This is a genomic window from Desulfocucumis palustris, from assembly GCF_002933875.1.
GTDB classification, from domain to species: Bacteria; Bacillota; Desulfotomaculia; order Desulfotomaculales; family Desulfocucumaceae; genus Desulfocucumis; species Desulfocucumis palustris.
On the sequence record NZ_BFAV01000157.1, the window covers coordinates 223,297 to 241,039 of the forward strand.

13 protein-coding genes are annotated in these 17,743 nt (G+C 47.8%); 2 read left to right on the forward strand and 11 right to left on the reverse strand.

The window, feature by feature from the left end:
- Positions 1-16 precede the first annotated feature (16 nt).
- A complete protein-coding gene (locus tag DCCM_RS15840) occupies positions 17-982 on the reverse strand; it encodes an IS1634 family transposase N-terminal domain-related protein (protein WP_104373344.1) in 966 nt (321 codons plus the stop codon).
- A gap of 813 nt (positions 983-1,795) precedes the next feature.
- Between DCCM_RS15840 and DCCM_RS15845 the strand changes: the two genes are divergently transcribed.
- Positions 1,796-4,006 (forward strand): hypothetical protein, encoded by a 2,211-nt coding sequence (locus tag DCCM_RS15845; protein WP_128739170.1) that lies wholly within the window; start codon positions 1,796-1,798, stop codon positions 4,004-4,006.
- Between the two features lie 255 nt (positions 4,007-4,261).
- Here DCCM_RS15845 and DCCM_RS18790 read toward each other — a convergent pair whose 3' ends face one another.
- Together DCCM_RS18790 and DCCM_RS15850 are read right to left on the reverse strand one after the other, a co-directional pair.
- The gene (locus DCCM_RS18790) at positions 4,262-4,432 is read right to left on the reverse strand and encodes a hypothetical protein (protein WP_165792205.1); all 171 of its coding nucleotides are present in this window, start codon (positions 4,430-4,432) and stop codon (positions 4,262-4,264) included.
- A gap of 114 nt (positions 4,433-4,546) precedes the next feature.
- Positions 4,547-6,025, reverse strand: coding sequence for a putative sulfate exporter family transporter (locus tag DCCM_RS15850; RefSeq protein ID WP_231702803.1), 1,479 nt, complete (start codon positions 6,023-6,025; stop codon positions 4,547-4,549).
- A 578-nt stretch (positions 6,026-6,603) separates the two neighbouring features.
- Between DCCM_RS15850 and DCCM_RS15855 the strand changes: the two genes are divergently transcribed.
- Positions 6,604-7,761: an acyl-CoA dehydrogenase family protein gene (locus DCCM_RS15855; protein ID WP_104373347.1), complete on the forward strand. Its 1,158-nt coding sequence runs from the start codon at positions 6,604-6,606 to the stop codon at positions 7,759-7,761.
- 239 nt (positions 7,762-8,000) lie between these two features.
- Here the strand turns inward: DCCM_RS15855 and DCCM_RS15860 are convergent, their stop codons facing one another.
- The 8 genes from DCCM_RS15860 to DCCM_RS15895 form a co-directional block, all read right to left on the reverse strand.
- Positions 8,001-8,561 carry a flavodoxin family protein gene (locus tag DCCM_RS15860; protein ID WP_104373348.1) on the reverse strand — a complete coding sequence of 187 codons (561 nt, stop codon included), beginning with the start codon at positions 8,559-8,561 and terminating at the stop codon, positions 8,001-8,003.
- 642 nt (positions 8,562-9,203) lie between these two features.
- The gene (locus tag DCCM_RS15865) at positions 9,204-9,923 is read right to left on the reverse strand and encodes an ABC transporter ATP-binding protein (RefSeq protein ID WP_231702804.1); all 720 of its coding nucleotides are present in this window, start codon (positions 9,921-9,923) and stop codon (positions 9,204-9,206) included.
- Positions 9,901-10,638 carry an ABC transporter ATP-binding protein gene (locus DCCM_RS15870; protein ID WP_104373349.1) on the reverse strand — a complete coding sequence of 246 codons (738 nt, stop codon included), beginning with the start codon at positions 10,636-10,638 and terminating at the stop codon, positions 9,901-9,903. The genes DCCM_RS15865 and DCCM_RS15870 overlap by 23 nt, the downstream gene beginning before the upstream one ends.
- A gap of 23 nt (positions 10,639-10,661) precedes the next feature.
- On the reverse strand, positions 10,662-11,621 hold the full coding sequence (locus DCCM_RS15875) for a branched-chain amino acid ABC transporter permease (RefSeq protein ID WP_104373350.1): 960 nt from the start codon (positions 11,619-11,621) through the stop codon (positions 10,662-10,664).
- 12 nt (positions 11,622-11,633) lie between these two features.
- Entirely contained in the window at positions 11,634-12,506 is an 873-nt protein-coding gene (locus DCCM_RS15880) for a branched-chain amino acid ABC transporter permease (protein ID WP_104373351.1), read from the reverse strand.
- A 123-nt stretch (positions 12,507-12,629) separates the two neighbouring features.
- Positions 12,630-13,916 carry an amino acid ABC transporter substrate-binding protein gene (locus DCCM_RS15885; protein WP_104373352.1) on the reverse strand — a complete coding sequence of 429 codons (1,287 nt, stop codon included), beginning with the start codon at positions 13,914-13,916 and terminating at the stop codon, positions 12,630-12,632.
- Between the two features lie 453 nt (positions 13,917-14,369).
- Complete coding sequence (locus DCCM_RS15890; RefSeq protein WP_104373353.1) at positions 14,370-16,115, reverse strand: sigma 54-interacting transcriptional regulator; 1,746 nt, start codon at positions 16,113-16,115, stop codon at positions 14,370-14,372.
- 291 nt (positions 16,116-16,406) lie between these two features.
- Positions 16,407-17,705: a Glu/Leu/Phe/Val family dehydrogenase gene (locus DCCM_RS15895; RefSeq protein WP_269433764.1), complete on the reverse strand. Its 1,299-nt coding sequence runs from the start codon at positions 17,703-17,705 to the stop codon at positions 16,407-16,409.
- Positions 17,706-17,743: the final 38 nt, after the last annotated feature.

Sequence of the window (17,743 nt, forward strand, 5' to 3'; positions counted from 1 at the left end):
TATTAAAGCCAGTCAGTCAATCGACTTTAATATGTTCTCCCGCTCCCTGTTTGCCCCGGCGGACAAAATCAATACCGTCGCTTAGCAGCGCATCCATAATGAGTTTTTTATAAAACTGTGATGTAAAGAATACCTCCGCCGCGTCTTTCCAGTAAAATCCCGTGTTTTTTACAAAGGGTTTAAGCCTGCGGAAAACATAATACATGTGCTCTATGCTTTGGGAAACCAGGGATACTGCCAGCTCAACATTTTTCCTGGCGGCCCGGCCCCGGCTGATCAGATAGTACTTTTCCGCACCGGCAGTTTCGGTGCCCGGTTTGTACATGTATACCAACTGGGGCTTTTCACCTTTTTCCAGCAGGACATTTTTGAACTCATGTGCGTTGTAGGATTTTTCACATAATAGATACAAAAAAAAGGCCGGTTTGTATTTTTCCGCGACTTCCCGGAGGCTGTTGATATCGGTCCCCGGCAGAAAACACTTCAGCGGCAGGCCGTTATGCCCAAACACAAAGAATGCTGTAGCGGATTCCCGGTTAATTACCTGGTCCAGTCTTTTAACAAGCAGTATGAGTCCCCTGGATATTTCCCTGCCTCCATACTCCCCCGCCTGATCCGGGAAGGAGCGCCGCACAGTTTTTTTTGAACGGGAAGGCCGTTTCTTCTCCGACAAAATGACCCTGCCAAGTACATCTTCCGCACAGCCGGAGGGTTTAAATATTCTCTCAACCGCCATAATTATTGCTATTTTATAATACTTCCCCCAGGGCATATCGTATTTTCTCAGTTCCCTGGCCCTTTTTATCACATTCTGTAATTTATCCACAACAGACTCTGCTTTTTGTCTTGACAAATCACTGAGATTGGCAACATTCATAATCAGCCGCTGCCTGGATTTGTCACCATCCCTGTAGCTTTCGGACAGCCTAAGGTATTGGTATTCCTTTCCGTTGTGGTTTGCCTTAACCAAGCGGAAATACATTGTTTTACCTCCAATTGACCTTATTCTATTGTCACCACCCCTTTAGCCTTATTAACTCTTAATAGCGACACGGCGGGTTTTATTCTTTCAGGGAATGTATTTTTACATATGATTGAGTTCACATTCCCAAGAAAAACAATTATGGTCCGAATGTCACTACTAATTATCCTGTTTTTTCGAATCCTCCCCGACAAACAGATGAATATCCACCCTAAAAATTGTTTCAGACACGTTGTCAATAATCCGCTCAGGACAGACTGCAGGAATAAAATTTTGTCACCATGGTGCTTGAGAAATATTATACAATATCAAAATTTTTTTGCCAACACATTTTTGCCACTACAGATTAAAATTCCGCCAACTTGCACATCACCACCGGCAACAACAACCGGGCCACAAGAAATTTCCCCGTGGTTTCACGCGCGAACAACCGGGATAACAGACCAAACAAAAAAATGCCCGCGAAAGGCAAACCTCAAAAAGAAGTATTTTATTTTAAATAAGAACTCCCGCAGACCAGAGGGTCCCTTTTGGGGGGACATAGGAATTCAGGCCGAGGGGCAGTGAACTGCCACTCCCTTCGCTCTCGCTTCGCGAGTAAGGAAGACTAAAGTTGTGGGGACTTCCCGGCGGGAAAGTTAAACTCTATTTAAAGCTCCAAAAGAGTTTTTAGGTATTGTGATTTTTTGTTATAATATATACCTGCATATAAATACAAGCATATTTTTCCAGCAGTGCTCCATTTTTAAAACCGCAGAATATACAACCGGAAGCAGGGGATAAATGTTGAAACTCATCAGGAAAATTTGTCATATGGTCATTATAATTTTTATCTGCTGCTTGATATTCTCTCCGGGGCCGGCTGCCGCCGGGACAACGGCGCCCGGCCGCTTTATCATAGTGGTGCTTGATCAAATCGGACTGGAAGACTTAAGCGACCCTTCGCTCAAAAATATTAATTACCTCATTGAAAACGGGGCTGTCGCTTTAATGAACAACCGCACCGGCGGCGCCTCAATTGCCGATAACACCTTTACCACCGTGGGCGCCGGCAGCCGGGCGGTGGGTTATCCGGCGGCGGCACAGGCATTTAACGCCGGAGATAAAATAAACAGCCACAATGTGGAGGATATTTACCTGCGCCGGAATGAGGAACATAACTTAACCCCTCACAATATATTAAACCTTAACACGGATCAGCTTAAAACACTAAACAGTAACCGCCATTACAACGTACATATAGGCGCGACGGGCGACCTTCTCAACTCGGCGGGAATAAGCACCGCCGTGCTGGGAAATTCCGACATGCCGCCGGAGGATTCCTCTTTCCCCGGTTATATTTACGGCCGCCAGGCAGTCTCCTTGCTAATGGACGGCAGGGGAGTGGTTGATTACGGCGATATTTCCGGCGATTTATTAATGGCCGACAAAAGCGCGCCCTTTGGTGTCCGCACCGACGAAAAAAGGCTGTTATCCCGCTTTACTGAGAATTACGGCCGCTGCAAGGTAATTATAATTGACTTCGGCGATACCACCCGGGCGGCCGTTTACACCGGAAAATCCAATGAAATAATTTCTAACAGGCACACATCCGCGGCTTTAAAAAGAGCCGATGATTTTATCGGGCGGGTATTGCGGCAGATTGATTTAAAAAGGGATTGCCTGGCGGTACTGGCTCCCACACCGTCGCAGAAAAGCATAAGCCTGGGCAATACCCTGACCCCGGTTATTTTGACGGGAAACGGCGTTAATAAGGGCCTGCTGACCTCGGGCAGCACACACCGGAAGGGAATAGTAGCCAATATCGACGTGGCCCCGACCATACTCGGTTTTTATAACATCGATAAAACAGAGGCCATATACGGCCAGAAAATCACATCTCTTCCCTCCGGCAACCAAATGGAATACCTCCGGGATATTGAAAACAAGCTGGTGGACAATACAACACGCCGCCTGCCGATGCTAAGCGCCGTGGCTTATTACACCCTGGCCATACTGATCGTATCGTTGCTGATATTCATTTTGCACCTTTTCGGCGTGGAAACCTCCGACCTTTTAAAAAAGTTTCTGCTGGCAAACTATCTGGCCATATTTTCCCTGCCCCTGGCCCTCTTACTGCTGGCAGTCCCCGGGGCCTTAACCGTAGGGCAGTCCTTTATTGCCCTGCTGTTGATCATTCTGCTGATCACGGGGCTGTACTACCCGCTGTACAGGAAATACAACATTTTATATTACATATCGGGCATAAGCCTTACCTTTATAGCAATACTCTTCGCGGATTTATTCACCGGTGCCGACTTGATTGTCACCTCGCCGCTGGGATATGATCCCCAGTCCGGCGCGCGTTTTTACGGAATCGGAAATGAATTCATGGGCGCTGTGATAGGGGCTTCAACTCTGGGTATCGCCACGTTCATGGACATCAAAAAATTTAAAGGCCGTTTATTGCTGGCAGGTGTCCTAATGCTGGGAATTCTTTTTGTACTGGTATATCCGGGCCTGGGCTCCAAGGCCGGAGCCTCCATATCCGTCACGGCGGCCTTTGTTACTTTGATATGGCTGCTGTCCGGCTACCGCACCGGAAAAAAACAGGTATTTATCGTGATCATCGCGGTGCTGCTGGTTATCGCCGCCATATCCGTAATTGATTCAATAGGCGTTCCCCGCACCCATGTGGGCAGGGCAATTAAAGAATTCCAGGCAGGCGGCTGGGAAAACATTTATAACATAATAATAAGAAAAATCAGCATGAATTTCCGCCTGATGCGGTACTCTTACTGGAGCGGCATGCTCATTGTGTCCCTGCTGTTAATGCTTGTAATGTTTAAATTCAAACTGAACTTTCTGGACAGCATCCGCAGAACCGCACCACAAACCCTTAACGGATGCCATGCCGGACTGCTGGGGGCGGCGGTGGCGCTGTTTACCAACGATGCGGGGATAGTGGCCGCAGCCACGGCGGTAATTTATCCGGTGTTTTGCATGCTCTCGCTAAACCTTCTGAACCTTAAGGATAACAAATAAACCACTAAAACTGATTTTTAGCCGAATTTAGCAATTCCTGTAAAAAAGGATAAATTAATGTGGATTTTAACAAACCTCAGCCGCAATAATTATTTCGGCTTCAGCTTTCTTGACATCCAGAAAAAGAAAATCCGGGGAATCCCCGGAATAATAAAGGTTTAACATGTCTTAGCCAGACCGGCGCCACGGCTGCCGGACACAGGCCGGATACCGGCAAATGCCTCGGCCACAGGCCAAAAGTGCTTTAGTGCTTTATTAGAGTATTTCAAAAACGCCTATGAATACAACCAGCAAGGCTATACCCAGTCCCAGGGAATAGCCGATAAGCTTTTTCTCCACCGGGAGCAAATCGTGCCATTCTTCCTCTTCTATGGCCAGGGCGTTGGCCGTCTGCTGTTCCGCTTCCTTTATTTTACCCTCAGTCATTTTCATTCCTCCTATAATTGGGGACATCACTTCACATAATTCCGGGGCATCCCTTCCAGGAATTGTTTAAGAGTAATGAATTCTGCCGGTCCGGGAAGGTGTGACCCCTTGACCTCAGCCTACCACCGGAGGCATTATGCCATGATAGAAAATCCACGATATCAAAAGCCCCACCCAGAGGATAAAGGCAAAGAGACAGACCGCGTATACCGCTATCACGCGCCCCAGTCCGGCCCTCCACAGCTTGCGCACGTTGGTGACCAGGCCGATGGAGAAAAAGCAAAGGGCAAAAAATATTGTTCTCAGGGCGTTGGCCTGATCAGAGCCCGCCTGGGCGCTTTTTATCATCGCCGGGTTGTTCAGTCCCACCAGCAGCAATATCCCGAAGGTAATGACAAAACCTATCACAAATTTGGGGAAGCGGTCCCAGATTTCCCGGGCTTTAACCCTGTGGCCGGCTTCCCGGGCGCCGCATTTGTCAATTTTAAAAACAGACCAGATGATAGCCAGTATAAAAGCCCACACACCGATAAAAATGTCGATGAACACTTTTGTGGTGGTGGTGGCCATCAGCATCCAGCCCTCTTCCCATTTTACCCCCATTTCCGTCAAGGCCCGGGCCCGTATCAGCGAGTCGGTAATGGCCCCGCTGGCCACGGCCCCCCCGTCGCTCTTTACCGCCAGGCCCATCCAGGCTCCGGCCACCATGGGCTCCTGATAGAGCAGGAAAGACGCCAGCCAGGGCAAAAACAGCAACTCCACGGCCACAAACACTATAATAACCGCCGCCAGCACCACCGGTACCACCGGCCGGGAGCGTATGGCGCCGCCGGTGGCTATGGCCGCCGAAACACCGCAGATGGATATCCCCGACGCCAGGGGGGCGGCCCATTCCGGGGTAAATCTGAAATATCTGCGGGATATGAAATATACCACCGGCCAGTATATCAAATACGCCTCCACAACCGCGCAGAGCCCCCGGATAATTACCGTTTTGCCGAGGTCCAGGGCACCCACGGTTTTAATGCCTATGGCCGCGCCCAATATGACTATGCCGGTTTTAATGAACCATTCCGGCTTGGCCGCGTCCTCCAAAAATTTGGCGAACCCTGTGAAAAAGTTGCCGATTATTAAACCTATTATCATTGCAAACACAAAACCCATTTCACCGAGGCTTAAAGACCAGGTTATGCCGAACTTTGCCTGTTTGTCGGGGGTGGCCGCGATATACGCGTTTTCACCGATAATCATACATATATAAGTAATCCAGAATATAATGGTGAAGCCCGCAATATACCTTTTAACATTGGCGCCCATGGCAGCGGCGCCAATGGCGGTGACCACAAGCAGGAATAAATAAGTCAGCACCAGGGAGGTTACACCGGCCATGCTGCCCTGGTATGTTTTGGAAATTGGCGCAATGGCCTTGGAAATATCCATCCAGGTTGACGCCTTAACCACCCAGCCAAGCAAATCCGATCCGAAGATTGGCCCCAGTCCAAGTAAAAATATAAACAGCCCGAGCCAAACGGCCCACCAATCTTCATTCTTTAGAAGCGGTTTTCTTTCACAATATACCTCGTTGCCTTCCACTCCCCATAATCCCCCTTTCATGGTTTACTTGCCCAACATTCTCCCGGCGACAAGCACCGGACGGTTTTGCATAATTTTGCCATATACCACCCCCTTGTTTTATAATATTCATCAGTTAGACAATTATTTATATTGATATCATCGAAATTAACGCATATCCACGGCAACACAAAAAGGTGATTAAAAATCCCTCGCCACGGCGGGATTTTTCGCCACAGGTATTTTGCAGTTTAATACCAAGTTTGAAATACAACTCGATGCGTTATTGCATTATGCATGGTGGTTGAAAAATCAATAAACCTAATCACGTACTGCAATATTGCATTGCAGATGCAAAAATACATTGCCGGCTCTTGTAAAAAAGGGCCGTTTTTATTAGTCCACAGGTTCCGAAAAGCTTAATTTTTGTAGTGAAGGCCTGGATAAGGGTAGTTGCCGGGTGTTTTTTCTATGTGGCATGTTAATTGCTAAATTATTTGGTGTTAATTCAAGAGCCCTGATTATGGGCCCGTGCCTATTTAAATTTGCGGGTACAATTCTTAATATGTAATATTATTTAAAATTAGGAGGGATAAACAATGGATTTTGGATTAACAGAAGAACAACAAATGGTACAGGATATGGCTCGTAATTTTGCGGAAAAGGAAATTGCTCCTTATGTTGAAGAGGATGAAAAAAACCATTACTATCGCAGAGAGATATTAACTAAAATGGGGGAACTGGGCCTTTTGGGCTGGAGCCTTCCGGAGGAATACGGCGGAAATGGCATGGGTTGGATGGAAGGCGTTATTGCACTGTATGAAATATCCAAGGTCCACACTTCCTGGAGACTTTCCATCAGCGGCAACAACTGGGGTCCGGCAATGACCATTAATGAATATGGTACGGAAGAACAAAAGCAGAAATATATCCCGGGACTGCTGGACGGGTCGGCGGTGGGAAGCTTTGCCATGACCGAGCCTAATACGGGTTCCGATGTAGCCAGCATGAAGACCTTTGCGGAAGATAAGGGTGACCACTGGCTGATAAACGGCACCAAAACCTGGATATCCGGGGGACACTCCTGCGATACCGGACTGCTCTATGCTGTCACTGAAAAAGGAGCAGGCGCCAAGGGGATATCCTGTTTTGTAATTGACTACAACAATACCCCCGGCGTTAATAGAATTCCGATTCACGAGAAAGTCGGCATGTGGTCCGCCCCCACTTCGGAACTAATTTTCGAAAATGCGGTGGTTCCCAAAGAAAATCTTTTAGGCCCGTTAAACAAAGGCTTCTATATTTGCATGTGGCAGCTGAACAATACCCGCATGGGCTGTGCCACCGGCGCCGCGGCTCTTTCCAGGGCATGCCTGGATGGCGCGGTTCAATATGCCAATGAACGCGTCCAGTTTGGCAAACCAATCGGAAAACATCAAATGATTCAAGCTCAGATTGCTGAAATGATATTGGAAGATGAGGCCGCCAAAAATCTGGTTTATCGCGCCGCCTGGTTAAAAGATAATAAATTACCCAGCCAGCAGGCAACCTCCATTGCCAAACTGTCAGGCTGCAATGCGGCTGTTCACGCCGCCAACCTGGCAATGAAAATATACGGTTCATACGGATATTCCAATGAGTATCCCTGCGGCAGATGGCTCCGGGATTCCAAACAGTTTGAAACCCTGGAAGGAACCTCCAACATGCATATGCAGATCATCGCCAACATTGAACTCGGCTACGCCCCCAACCGCTAACAAATAGGGGTCAGGCTATTAACTTATTAACTTATTCTTTCGTTTCTCCTTTATATATTTAACTACTGCCACAGGGGAAACCCCTATTTAACAGGTTACTAAGTTAATGAATAACCCCGGTTTCCCCGCTGTATTACATGGTGCATGACTCCAGGATATGACATCCTCTCGCGCCTGGCCAAGACAAAACGCCTTCTGTTATATTTTAACAGAAGGCGTTTACACCATTAATATATAAGTTAATAAGTTAATAGCCTGACCCCATAAGCATAAGCCTTTCCCAGCAGGGTATTATTACTTTTCACTTCACCCGCGTCATGCAGCCCTGAACCTACCAATATTTCCGGTATGAACTCAAATCCTATGACCTTCAAGATTCCGGCAACAGATTTAAAATAAGGCATAAAGGCCTCTTGATCTTCCCGGTGCTGGGTAAATATTAAAGCAAATTTAATAGGTTTAGTAATTCTGCTGGAGTAGTCGGCATTCATATATGCATATAGACGGTCCACCACTAATTTCAACTGGGCCGTCATCCCCCACATATAAACGGGAGATGCGAAAATAAGAACATCCGCTTCGTCAATGGCCTTATAAATATTTTGCATATCGTCCGGTATAACACAATGCCCTTTCTTTTTACAGGCATTACACCCCTGACAACCTCTTAGGTTAAGGTCATTGGGGTAATATACCGTGGTTTGAGTACCTTCTTTTTCGGCTCCCTCCATAACCTTGTTCAGCAATATTGCTGTATTTCCATTCTTTCGCGGACTTCCCATAAAACCAACTATCTTCATAACTATCAACCTCCTCGGGGTCAGGCTCTTAACTTATTAACTTATTCTCTTATTTCCCGTTTAAGTATTTCAATATTACCACGGGGGAACCCCCTATGTAACCTGTATCTCACTTAATGAATAACATTGTTCCCTGCCTATTTTGCCTAATAAATCCTCGCCGAATCTCAAATTCCTCCTGACAGACGCCGGGGTCACTCAGCGTTTCGTTTAGCGGCAGCCTGTTCTCATTATTGATTCCGGTCTTCTTTGACATCATTCTCTGTTGTTTTAATTATTTAATAGATAAAATTGTCTTCTTGCTCCATCTGTGGCTGTATTTTCTAATGTTATACCCGGTATTATACTGTGCTCACTTTGTTAAGCAATTCCCTTACATAATTTTAAAGCAATTTGTTAGTGATTATTCATAACATACAATTCAGTGTTATCCGCCGCCACAGATTTCGCAAAAATTCACTATTCTTTTCAGGCACGTCAAAAACACATTCTCCCTGTTGTTTCCCGCTGTATTACATGACGCATGGCTCCCGGATATTCTATCCTCTTACGCCCGGACAAAGCAAAACGCCTCCTGTTATATTTTAACAGAAGGCTACACACCATTAATATATAAGTTAATAAGTTAAGAGCCTGGCCCCGTTAGGAGGCGCCTCCTAGGTAGGCGTTTAGGACATCAGGGTGTTTGCTAAGATATTCCGCGTCCCCGTGGATGGCAATGCTGCCTGTTTCCAACACATAGCCGCGGTCCGCTATGGCCAGTGCCATGGCGGCATTCTGCTCCACCAGAAGGATTGTTTTTCCAGCTTCGGCAATATCTATGCATATGTTAAAAATACTTTCCACCAGAACCGGGGCCAACCCCATGGACGGCTCGTCAAGCAGCAGTATATCCGCTCCGGTCATCAACGCCCTGCCCACGGCCAGCATCTGCTGCTCTCCCCCGGACAGGGTGCCGGCCAATTGTTTTTTTCTTTCATTAAGCCGGGGAAACAGTCCCAGAACGTAATCCAGATCACCGTCGATTTCCTTTTTATCCTTCCTCTTAAAGGCCCCCACCAATAAATTTTCCAGGACCGTCAGCCTGGTAAATATTCCCCTGCCCTCGGGGACATGGGCCATGCCCAGCCCCGTAATCTGGTGCGAGGGCCAGGAGGTTATCTCGGTGCCGTTTAAAATAACGGTACCTTCTTTTACGGGTATCATGCCTGAAACGGCCCTCAAGATGGTGGATTTACCGGCGCCGTTGGCTCCGATCAGGGTTACAATTTCCCCCTCGTTAACCTCGAAGGAAACTCCGTGAACAGCTTCGATATTGCCGTAAGCCACTTTTAAACCCTTAACGCTCAGACCTTTTGCCACGTATGGAAGCACCCCCTTTGCCCAAATAAGCCTCAACAACACCGGAATTATTAAGAATATCCCGGGGCGCTCCGGTTGCTATTACTTCACCAAAATTAAGAACGGTCAATTTATGGCACAGCTTCATAACCATTCTCATTTGATGTTCAATCAACAGAATGGTTATGTCAAACTCTTTAATAATCATATTAATCAATTCGCTAAGGTTGTCCACCTCCGAAGGATTCATTCCCGCCGCGGGTTCATCCAGCAATAAAAGTTTGGGCTTTATGGCCAGAGCCCTGGCTATTTCCAGCCTCCTCTGGGCGCCGTAGGGCAGGTCGCAGGATCTGTACTCCGCATATTTTTCCAGCTCGAACAGTTTTATTAACCGCTCTTCCTCAGCCGCAGCGTCTTTACCCTGTTTATTCTGGACAACCCTGATGTTCTCCCTTACCGTCAGCCTGCTAAACAGCTTTAGATTTTGAAAGGTTCTGGCAATACCTTTTCCGGCGATGTGGTAAGCAGGTTTGCCGGTTATATTGTCGCCTGAAAATATAATCTCCCCCGAGGTGGGCACATGCATACCTGTGATTAAGTTGAAGGTGGTTGTTTTCCCGGCTCCGTTCGGCCCGATTAACCCCTGGATGATACCTTTTTCAATTTCCATGTTAAAATCATTTACCGCCCGGAGTCCTCCGAAATAATGGGTAAGTCCTTTTACGGATAAAAGCATATTTAACCTTCCCCTTTAATATTCTACCCGGTAATGTTCCGCACATTTTCCTTGGAAATGCCTTCGCCGGTTTTCTTCTTCCTGGTAAACAAACTTACAATGCCGTCCGGAAGGAACAAAATCACAATGGCGATGGCAAGTCCCAGCAATACCAGGTAGAAGGACGTATCGCCAAACATAACCCAGAGTATCCTGTTGCCCAGGAAAAGCACCATGGCTCCAACTATGGGGCCGGCAATGGTGCCCAAGCCTCCCAGCAGGGCCATAACCACCATCTGGTCCGCAATCAGCGGTGTCAGCACACTCTCCGGATGGATGTAAGTAATCCAGTAGGCATATACTCCTCCCAGTATTCCGGGAAACAGCGCGCTTAAGGCGAATACCTTCACTTTAATGGCCGTGGTGTTAAGTCCCAGGGCCTGCGAGGCTGTTTCTTCCTCCCTGATTGCCCTTACCCTGAGGCCAAAAACCGCTTTTTGAAACAAAAAATACGTAACCGCCACTGCCGCCGCTGAAACCAGCAGCATGCTGTAGTAAAAGAAATTTTCATTGAGAAAGGCCTCCATGCGCATGCCGTTCGCCCCTCCGGTAAAGGGCAGTACCAGCACCAGCTGGCGGATCCCCTCGGCAAAGGCCCAGGTGGCGATGGCAAAATAGGCCCCCTGGAGCCGTAAAGTGGGCTGGCCGATAATAGCCGCGAAGAGGGCCGTCACCAGGGCTGCCAGGACCAGGGCGCCAATGAAGGGAAGTCCTTTAGCCATCAGAATGGCGGTAACATACGCCCCTATTCCAAAAAAGGCGCCGTGGCCGAAGCTTACATATCCCATATACCCGGCAAGCATATTCCAGCTCTGGGCCAGCCCCACCCACATAATGGCTCCGGTAACGATGCGCAGCCAGAAGGATGATATTACCAGGGGCAGCATCAGCATGGCAATCCCTGCCAGCAGCAGCCCCACCAGCGCTTTATTATTTTTTGTCAAATGATTACCCCCTTACCAGCCTTTGCCCAGAAGTCCCTTTGGTTTAGCCAGAAGTATCAGATAAAGGAACAGGAATAGCACCAGGAAAACATACTGGCCGCCTATATAAACAGATATAAAACTGTTTAACAGGCCCAGCAGTATACCCGCCACTATGGCGCCCTCTATGGAACCCAAACCTCCGGCCACCACCACAAAGAAGGCAAAGATGGTATATCTGACTCCCATTTCCGTATTGATGGAGAATATGGCGCCTATTAAAGCGCCGGAACAGGCTGTTAATCCCGTATATATGGCATAAACCACCTTGTTAATCATATTGGAATCTATCCCCATTAAACCGGCAACATCCTGTCTTTCAGCGGCTGCCCTGACAGCAAGGCCAAACCTTGTTTTTTGCAAAAACCACAAAAACACAATAGTGATAATAATGGCGAAAACAAAAGTTCCCAAACGTAAAGAAGGAATATTTATACCCAGCAGGGATATGCTTTTCCCCGACAATATAGTCACCAGGTTGCGTTCATTAAAACCCCAAATGGTCAGGGCGGCCCCTTTAAACAGAACCGATATGCCGAAGGTAAAGGCAAGGGCCATTAATAAAGCATTTGATTTATTTTTTGTAATTACCCTCTGCAACGTTGGCTGCAGCAGATAACCGGCTATAAAAAACATTACGAATATTAAAGGCAGCAATAAAAATGGATCAATATGAGTTGACGTTGATATTATGAAGGTTATAAATGCCCCCAGCATCACCCACTCCCCGACGGCAAAGTCAATAACGTGCAAAACCCCGAAGCACAGGGTAAAACCCGCTGATATAGTGATATAGATGCCGCCAATCAGGAGTCCGTTTATAATAGTTTGTATTAGCAGTTCCATCAGCCACACCTCAGTGCCATATTTCTTAAGGCTTAAAAATTCTTATTGAGGGGTATAACGGATAAACTCCGTTATACCCTTTAATTCAAACACCGGTGTAATTACACCCATTTTACCCTTATATTATCTTTTATCCCAGGCCGGAGCGGGGTATATGGGTTCCGCCAGCTTTTTATCCTTGGGTCCGACAATTTTAACCGCGCCGCCTTGAATTTGAATGGTTAAGCCCTCAAGACCCGTATTGTTGTGGTAATTGTCGCCCTCCTTGGCGAAGGAGGTGGCGCCGTACAAAGTATCAACCTTAATATCCTCCAGAACTGTCACCATGGCTTCCCTATCCGATTCGGACAGGGGCGGCTTTGCTCCCAGTTTTTCCAGGGCGGCCCCAAAGACCTCGCCGGCCACGGTGCAGCCGGTGGCGGTATAATCCGGCTCGTCGCCCCATTTGGTCTTATATGTTTCTACAAACTTTTTAGAGGATTCAAAAAGGGCATCCGCGATATCCAGATCCGAGGTCCAGGTGGAAGCTCCATATACGGCTTCCGCGTCCTTGCCGAGGTTTTTAACAAAATCGGGATTGGTTACGCCGTAATGCATTAAAAATGCTTTTGGTAAGAATCCCAGGGACTTTGCGGATTTAATAACTTCCATATGCTCTTTTTCATGACCGCCCACTGCCACCACGTCGGGATTTAGCCCCTTGATGGCGCCCAGCAGGGGAGTAAAGTCGGTGCCCGCCGGCACTATATCATACTTAACAACTTTAACACCCAGCTTTTCCGCGGTGGCTTTGAAGGATTCGGCCACCGCCTTGGAAAAGGCGTCGTTTACGGCCAGAATAGCCATGGTTTTGGCTCCGCCGGGTATATCGCTGACCAGGGTGTTAACCGGGTAACTGGCGGTTAAATTCACCGCCGGTATGGTTCCGAAGGTATATTTGAACTTTTGCTGCCAGATCATGGGAGACTCCGCGGAACCGGTGATCATGGGAACTTTGTATTTCTCACAAATGGGAGCCGCAGCCAGGGTCACGCCGCTGGTATAAGGACCCAGGATAAAATCCACCTTGTCCTTGGTTATCATACGCTCCACCGCATCGGCGCCGGACGCCGGGTCGCTCTGGTCATCGGCATAAAACATCTGCACCTTGTACTGCTTGTCGCCAACCTTTATGCCGCCCTTTTGATTAACTGTGTCCGCCCAGGTGTCGTAGCCGCGTTTGGTAATATTTCCTCCGTACACTTCAGCCCCTGAAAGGGAGGTCAGCACCCCGACCTTGAAAACATCACCCTGCTCCTTGCTATCCCCGGTGGTGGCGGCTTCCTTGTTTCCGCAGCCGGCCGACAGCACCGCCAGGGCCAAACATAGTAAAAATGCTGTAATCCACAGGAAATTGATACGTTTTCTCACAAACAACACTCCTTTAAAATCATTTTATTTTTCTTTTACTACAAACCCCTCTTTTACCACCTCCTGTCAGCACTTGTTCTATAATGACATACTTAGCCAACCCGGGAATATGATAAAAAATATCAAGTATAATTCTAAAAATATTTTTAATTTTCCTGCATGTAAAAATATTTTATATTTTTTCTTAATTTAAAGATGCAATATTGCATCTTTAAATGCATATGCGCATTTAAAAACAAAAACCGCTTGACGGGTATCCCGCCAAGCGCCTTTGCCTTGTAGTAACCAAAAAATCGTGGCATCATTGCCACTATTTAATTTTTCAAGTCATAGGATAAAATATCACATTTAAATAGCAATCGTCAATAGTTTATAAAGAATCGCCAACTTTAAATACACTATGTTCAGAACCAATAAAAACCGATAGTTAAAATTAAATGTTTAATTAAAGCACTACTGCTTTCTTCTTCTGCCCCCGGGTCTTCCCCCGGCCGAGGGTATATATTTCTTCATCTTCCTCACCACTGTGGACTGGTTTACCTTCAGGGCCTCCGCCATGCGGTAGGTATTGTCGTAACGTTCAAAAGCCTTTTGGAGCAACTGCCTCTCCACTTCCTCTATGGCCTCGTCCAGGGAGCAAAGATCCAGAACGTAAACACGGTTGTTCATATTGTCCGATGAATTGATGATATAATCAGGCAGGTGAATAGGCAATATGTCCGCCGACTCGGTGGTAACCATCAGCCGCTCCACAATGTTTTCCACCTCCCGGACATTGCCGGGCCAGTGGTACTTCTCCAAAATATCCCTGGTCTCTTTGGCAAATTTTTTATTTATGCCGTATTTTCCGTTATAAATACTTAAAAAATGCTCCACCAGGGGCAATATATCCTCACTGCGGTATCTTAAAGGCTGAATGTATAAAGGTATCACGTTCAGGCGGTAGAAGAGATCTTCCCTGAAGGTTCCTTCTTTCATCATCTGCTTGATATCCCTGTTGGTGGCGGCTATAAATCTGACGTTAACATCCACGGGTTTGCTGCCTCCCACCCGGGTAAGAGACTTTTGCTGAATCACGTGCAGCAGTTTTACCTGCAGATTAAGCGGCAGGTCGGCAATTTCATCCAAAAATACGGTGCCGCCCTGGCCAAGCTGGATTAAACCCTTTTTCCCTTCCTTTTTAGCCCCGGTAAAGGCTCCGGGCTCATAGCCGAACAATTCCGACTCAAGAAGATTAACCGGTATGGCGCCGCAGTTGATGGCCACGAAGGGACCCGGGGACCGTTTGCTCAGTTTGTGGATTTTGGCGCTGATTATTCCCTTGCCCACACCCGATTCTCCTGTTATCAGCACAGTGGAATCCACCTGGGCCACTTTTTCCACCATTTCCAGAAGCTGCCTGGAATGACTGCTGCGGGCTATTATCTCATCGCTCTTCAGCTTTTCCATCTGCAACTGCATAATCTGAGTGCGGTAGGATTCGGCCAGTTTTTCAGTTTCAGTCAGCTTTTGCTTCAGGCTGGTTAATTCCGTGACGTCCCGGGAGTTGACCACCACCCTGGTAATCTCTCCCTGCTGGTTGAAAACAGGGTTGGCGGTTACAATCAATTCCTTTCCGCTGCGGGTTTTCTGGGCTATGGTGAGGCGGCGCTTTTCTTTGAATACCATGCTGGTCACAGAGGGCCGGAAAAAACCCTCTTTTTCAAGATCCAAAACATTTTTGCCCACAATTTCCTCGGTGGGCACTCCGTAATAGGTTTCGGAAATTTTGTTAACCTTGGTGACAGTGCCCTGGCCGTCAATAACAAATATCTCATCATAGGAGGAATTGAAAATGGCCTCCAGGTCGTCCTTCAGTTCCCTGACCATGGCCAGTTCCCTGGCCATGCTCTCCTTTACCGAGATATCCTCGAAAAGAGCAACGGCTCCCACCACTTTACCGTCGTTTATCAGCGGAGTCCGGTTAATCACAAGGGTAAACCGGCCGGCGATTACTTTCTGGTTCAACTGTGGTTTACCCGTGGCCAGCACCTCCGTCAAACCGTTGGAGGGCAGCACCTCGTTAATGGGACGCCCCAGTGCCATGCCGGCGTCTATTCCCAGCAATGCCTCGGCAGGCCTGTTAAAAACCGTTATTTCGCCTTTATCGTTAATTATAATGATACCGTGGGATATTGCGTCAAAAATTTCCTGTTGCATGCAGCCCACCTCACTACCCTGGTAAGTGTCGTCCTTTATAATAATTTCAATTGAATAACCGGGATTCCTTCAATTTCACCCCTGGGGCATTTTTCATGTAAAAGTATATATGCAAAAAACGTGCTTTTTTAAACAGGAGGGTACCTGGTTTGCGCAGGGTAAAAATCATTGGGAGACAGGCTTACATTAAAAAATGCCTGTTGGGCAACATTTTGCTAATTTACGGTTGGCCTAAATTTTAAACGCCGGCCGGAACAAAAGTTCCGCCGGCGTTTAAACAGGCAGCCTTATTTAAGCCAGTTTGTCCTCCACCCTGGATTCGTAAACGCTTTTATGACCCAGCCAGCCCCTCAGCCTCATGCCCTCGGTAATCCGGTCCACAGCCAGCAGGTAGGCGGCGCCCCTCATATCCACATCCCTGCGCTTTTTGAATAAACCGTACACGCAATTGAATGCTTCCACCATCCTGCATTCCAGCCTGCTGTTGACCTCTTCCTCGGTCCAGTAGTAACCGGCCTTGTTTTGCACCCACTCGAAGTACGACACTGTAACGCCTCCGGCGTTGGCCAGCACGTCGGGCACCACCAGCACCTTGTTCTGGAACAGTATTTTGTCCGCGCCGGGGGTGGTGGGGCCATTGGCGCCCTCAGCCACTATTTTGGCCTTGATGGTACCGGCGTTTTCCTCTGTAATCTGGTTTTCCAGGGCGGCGGGAATGAGTATGTCGCATTTAAGCGCCAGTATCTCGTCGCTGCTGATTTCCTTGGTGCCCGGGCAGCCCTTGACCGAGCCGGTTTTATTTTTATGCGACTGCAGTAACGCGATATCCAGTCCCATGGGATTGTAAGCCCCGCCGGTGGAATCGTTCACCGCTATAACCTTGACGCCCTGCTCAACCAGCAGCCTCGCGGCGATGCCGCCCACATTGCCGAAGCCCAATACCGCGGCGTTGGCGCCGTTCATGTTCAGCCCCAGAGCCTTGGCGGCTTCCCGGACGGTAATGACACAACCCCTGGCGGTGGCCTCCACCCTGCCCGCGGAACCTCCCAGGATCATGGGTTTGCCGGTAATAACTCCAAATTCATTAAACCCTCTTTGTTTGGCAAACTCATCCATCATCCAGGCCATAACCTGGCCATTGGTGTTGACATCCGGGGCTGGAATATCCATTTCTTCCCCAAGCATGGGGGCGATTGCCCGGATGTACCCCCTGCTGAGCCTTTCCAGTTCGGTGGGGGACAGTTTTTTGGGATCCACTATGACGCCGCCCTTGGCTCCGCCGTATGGAATGCCCACCACGGCACATTTAAGAGACATCCAGGTGGATAACGCCTTTACCTCGTCCAAAGTAACATCCTGGTGGAATCTGATGCCACCTTTATAGGGACCAAGAGCATTGTTGTGCTGGGAACGGTAACCCACAAAAACCTTTACGCTGCCGTCGTCCATCTCCACAGGAACAGCCACGGTCATAACCCTGTTGGGTTCTTTGAACATATCGTATACCACCGGCTTAAGGTTGAGCTGCTTAACCGAATCTTTAAGCAGTCCCTGTACAATCTCAAAGCTGTTGATTTGTTGTTTACTCAATTTTAGCCCCTCCATAACAGCAAATATTTAGTGTTATG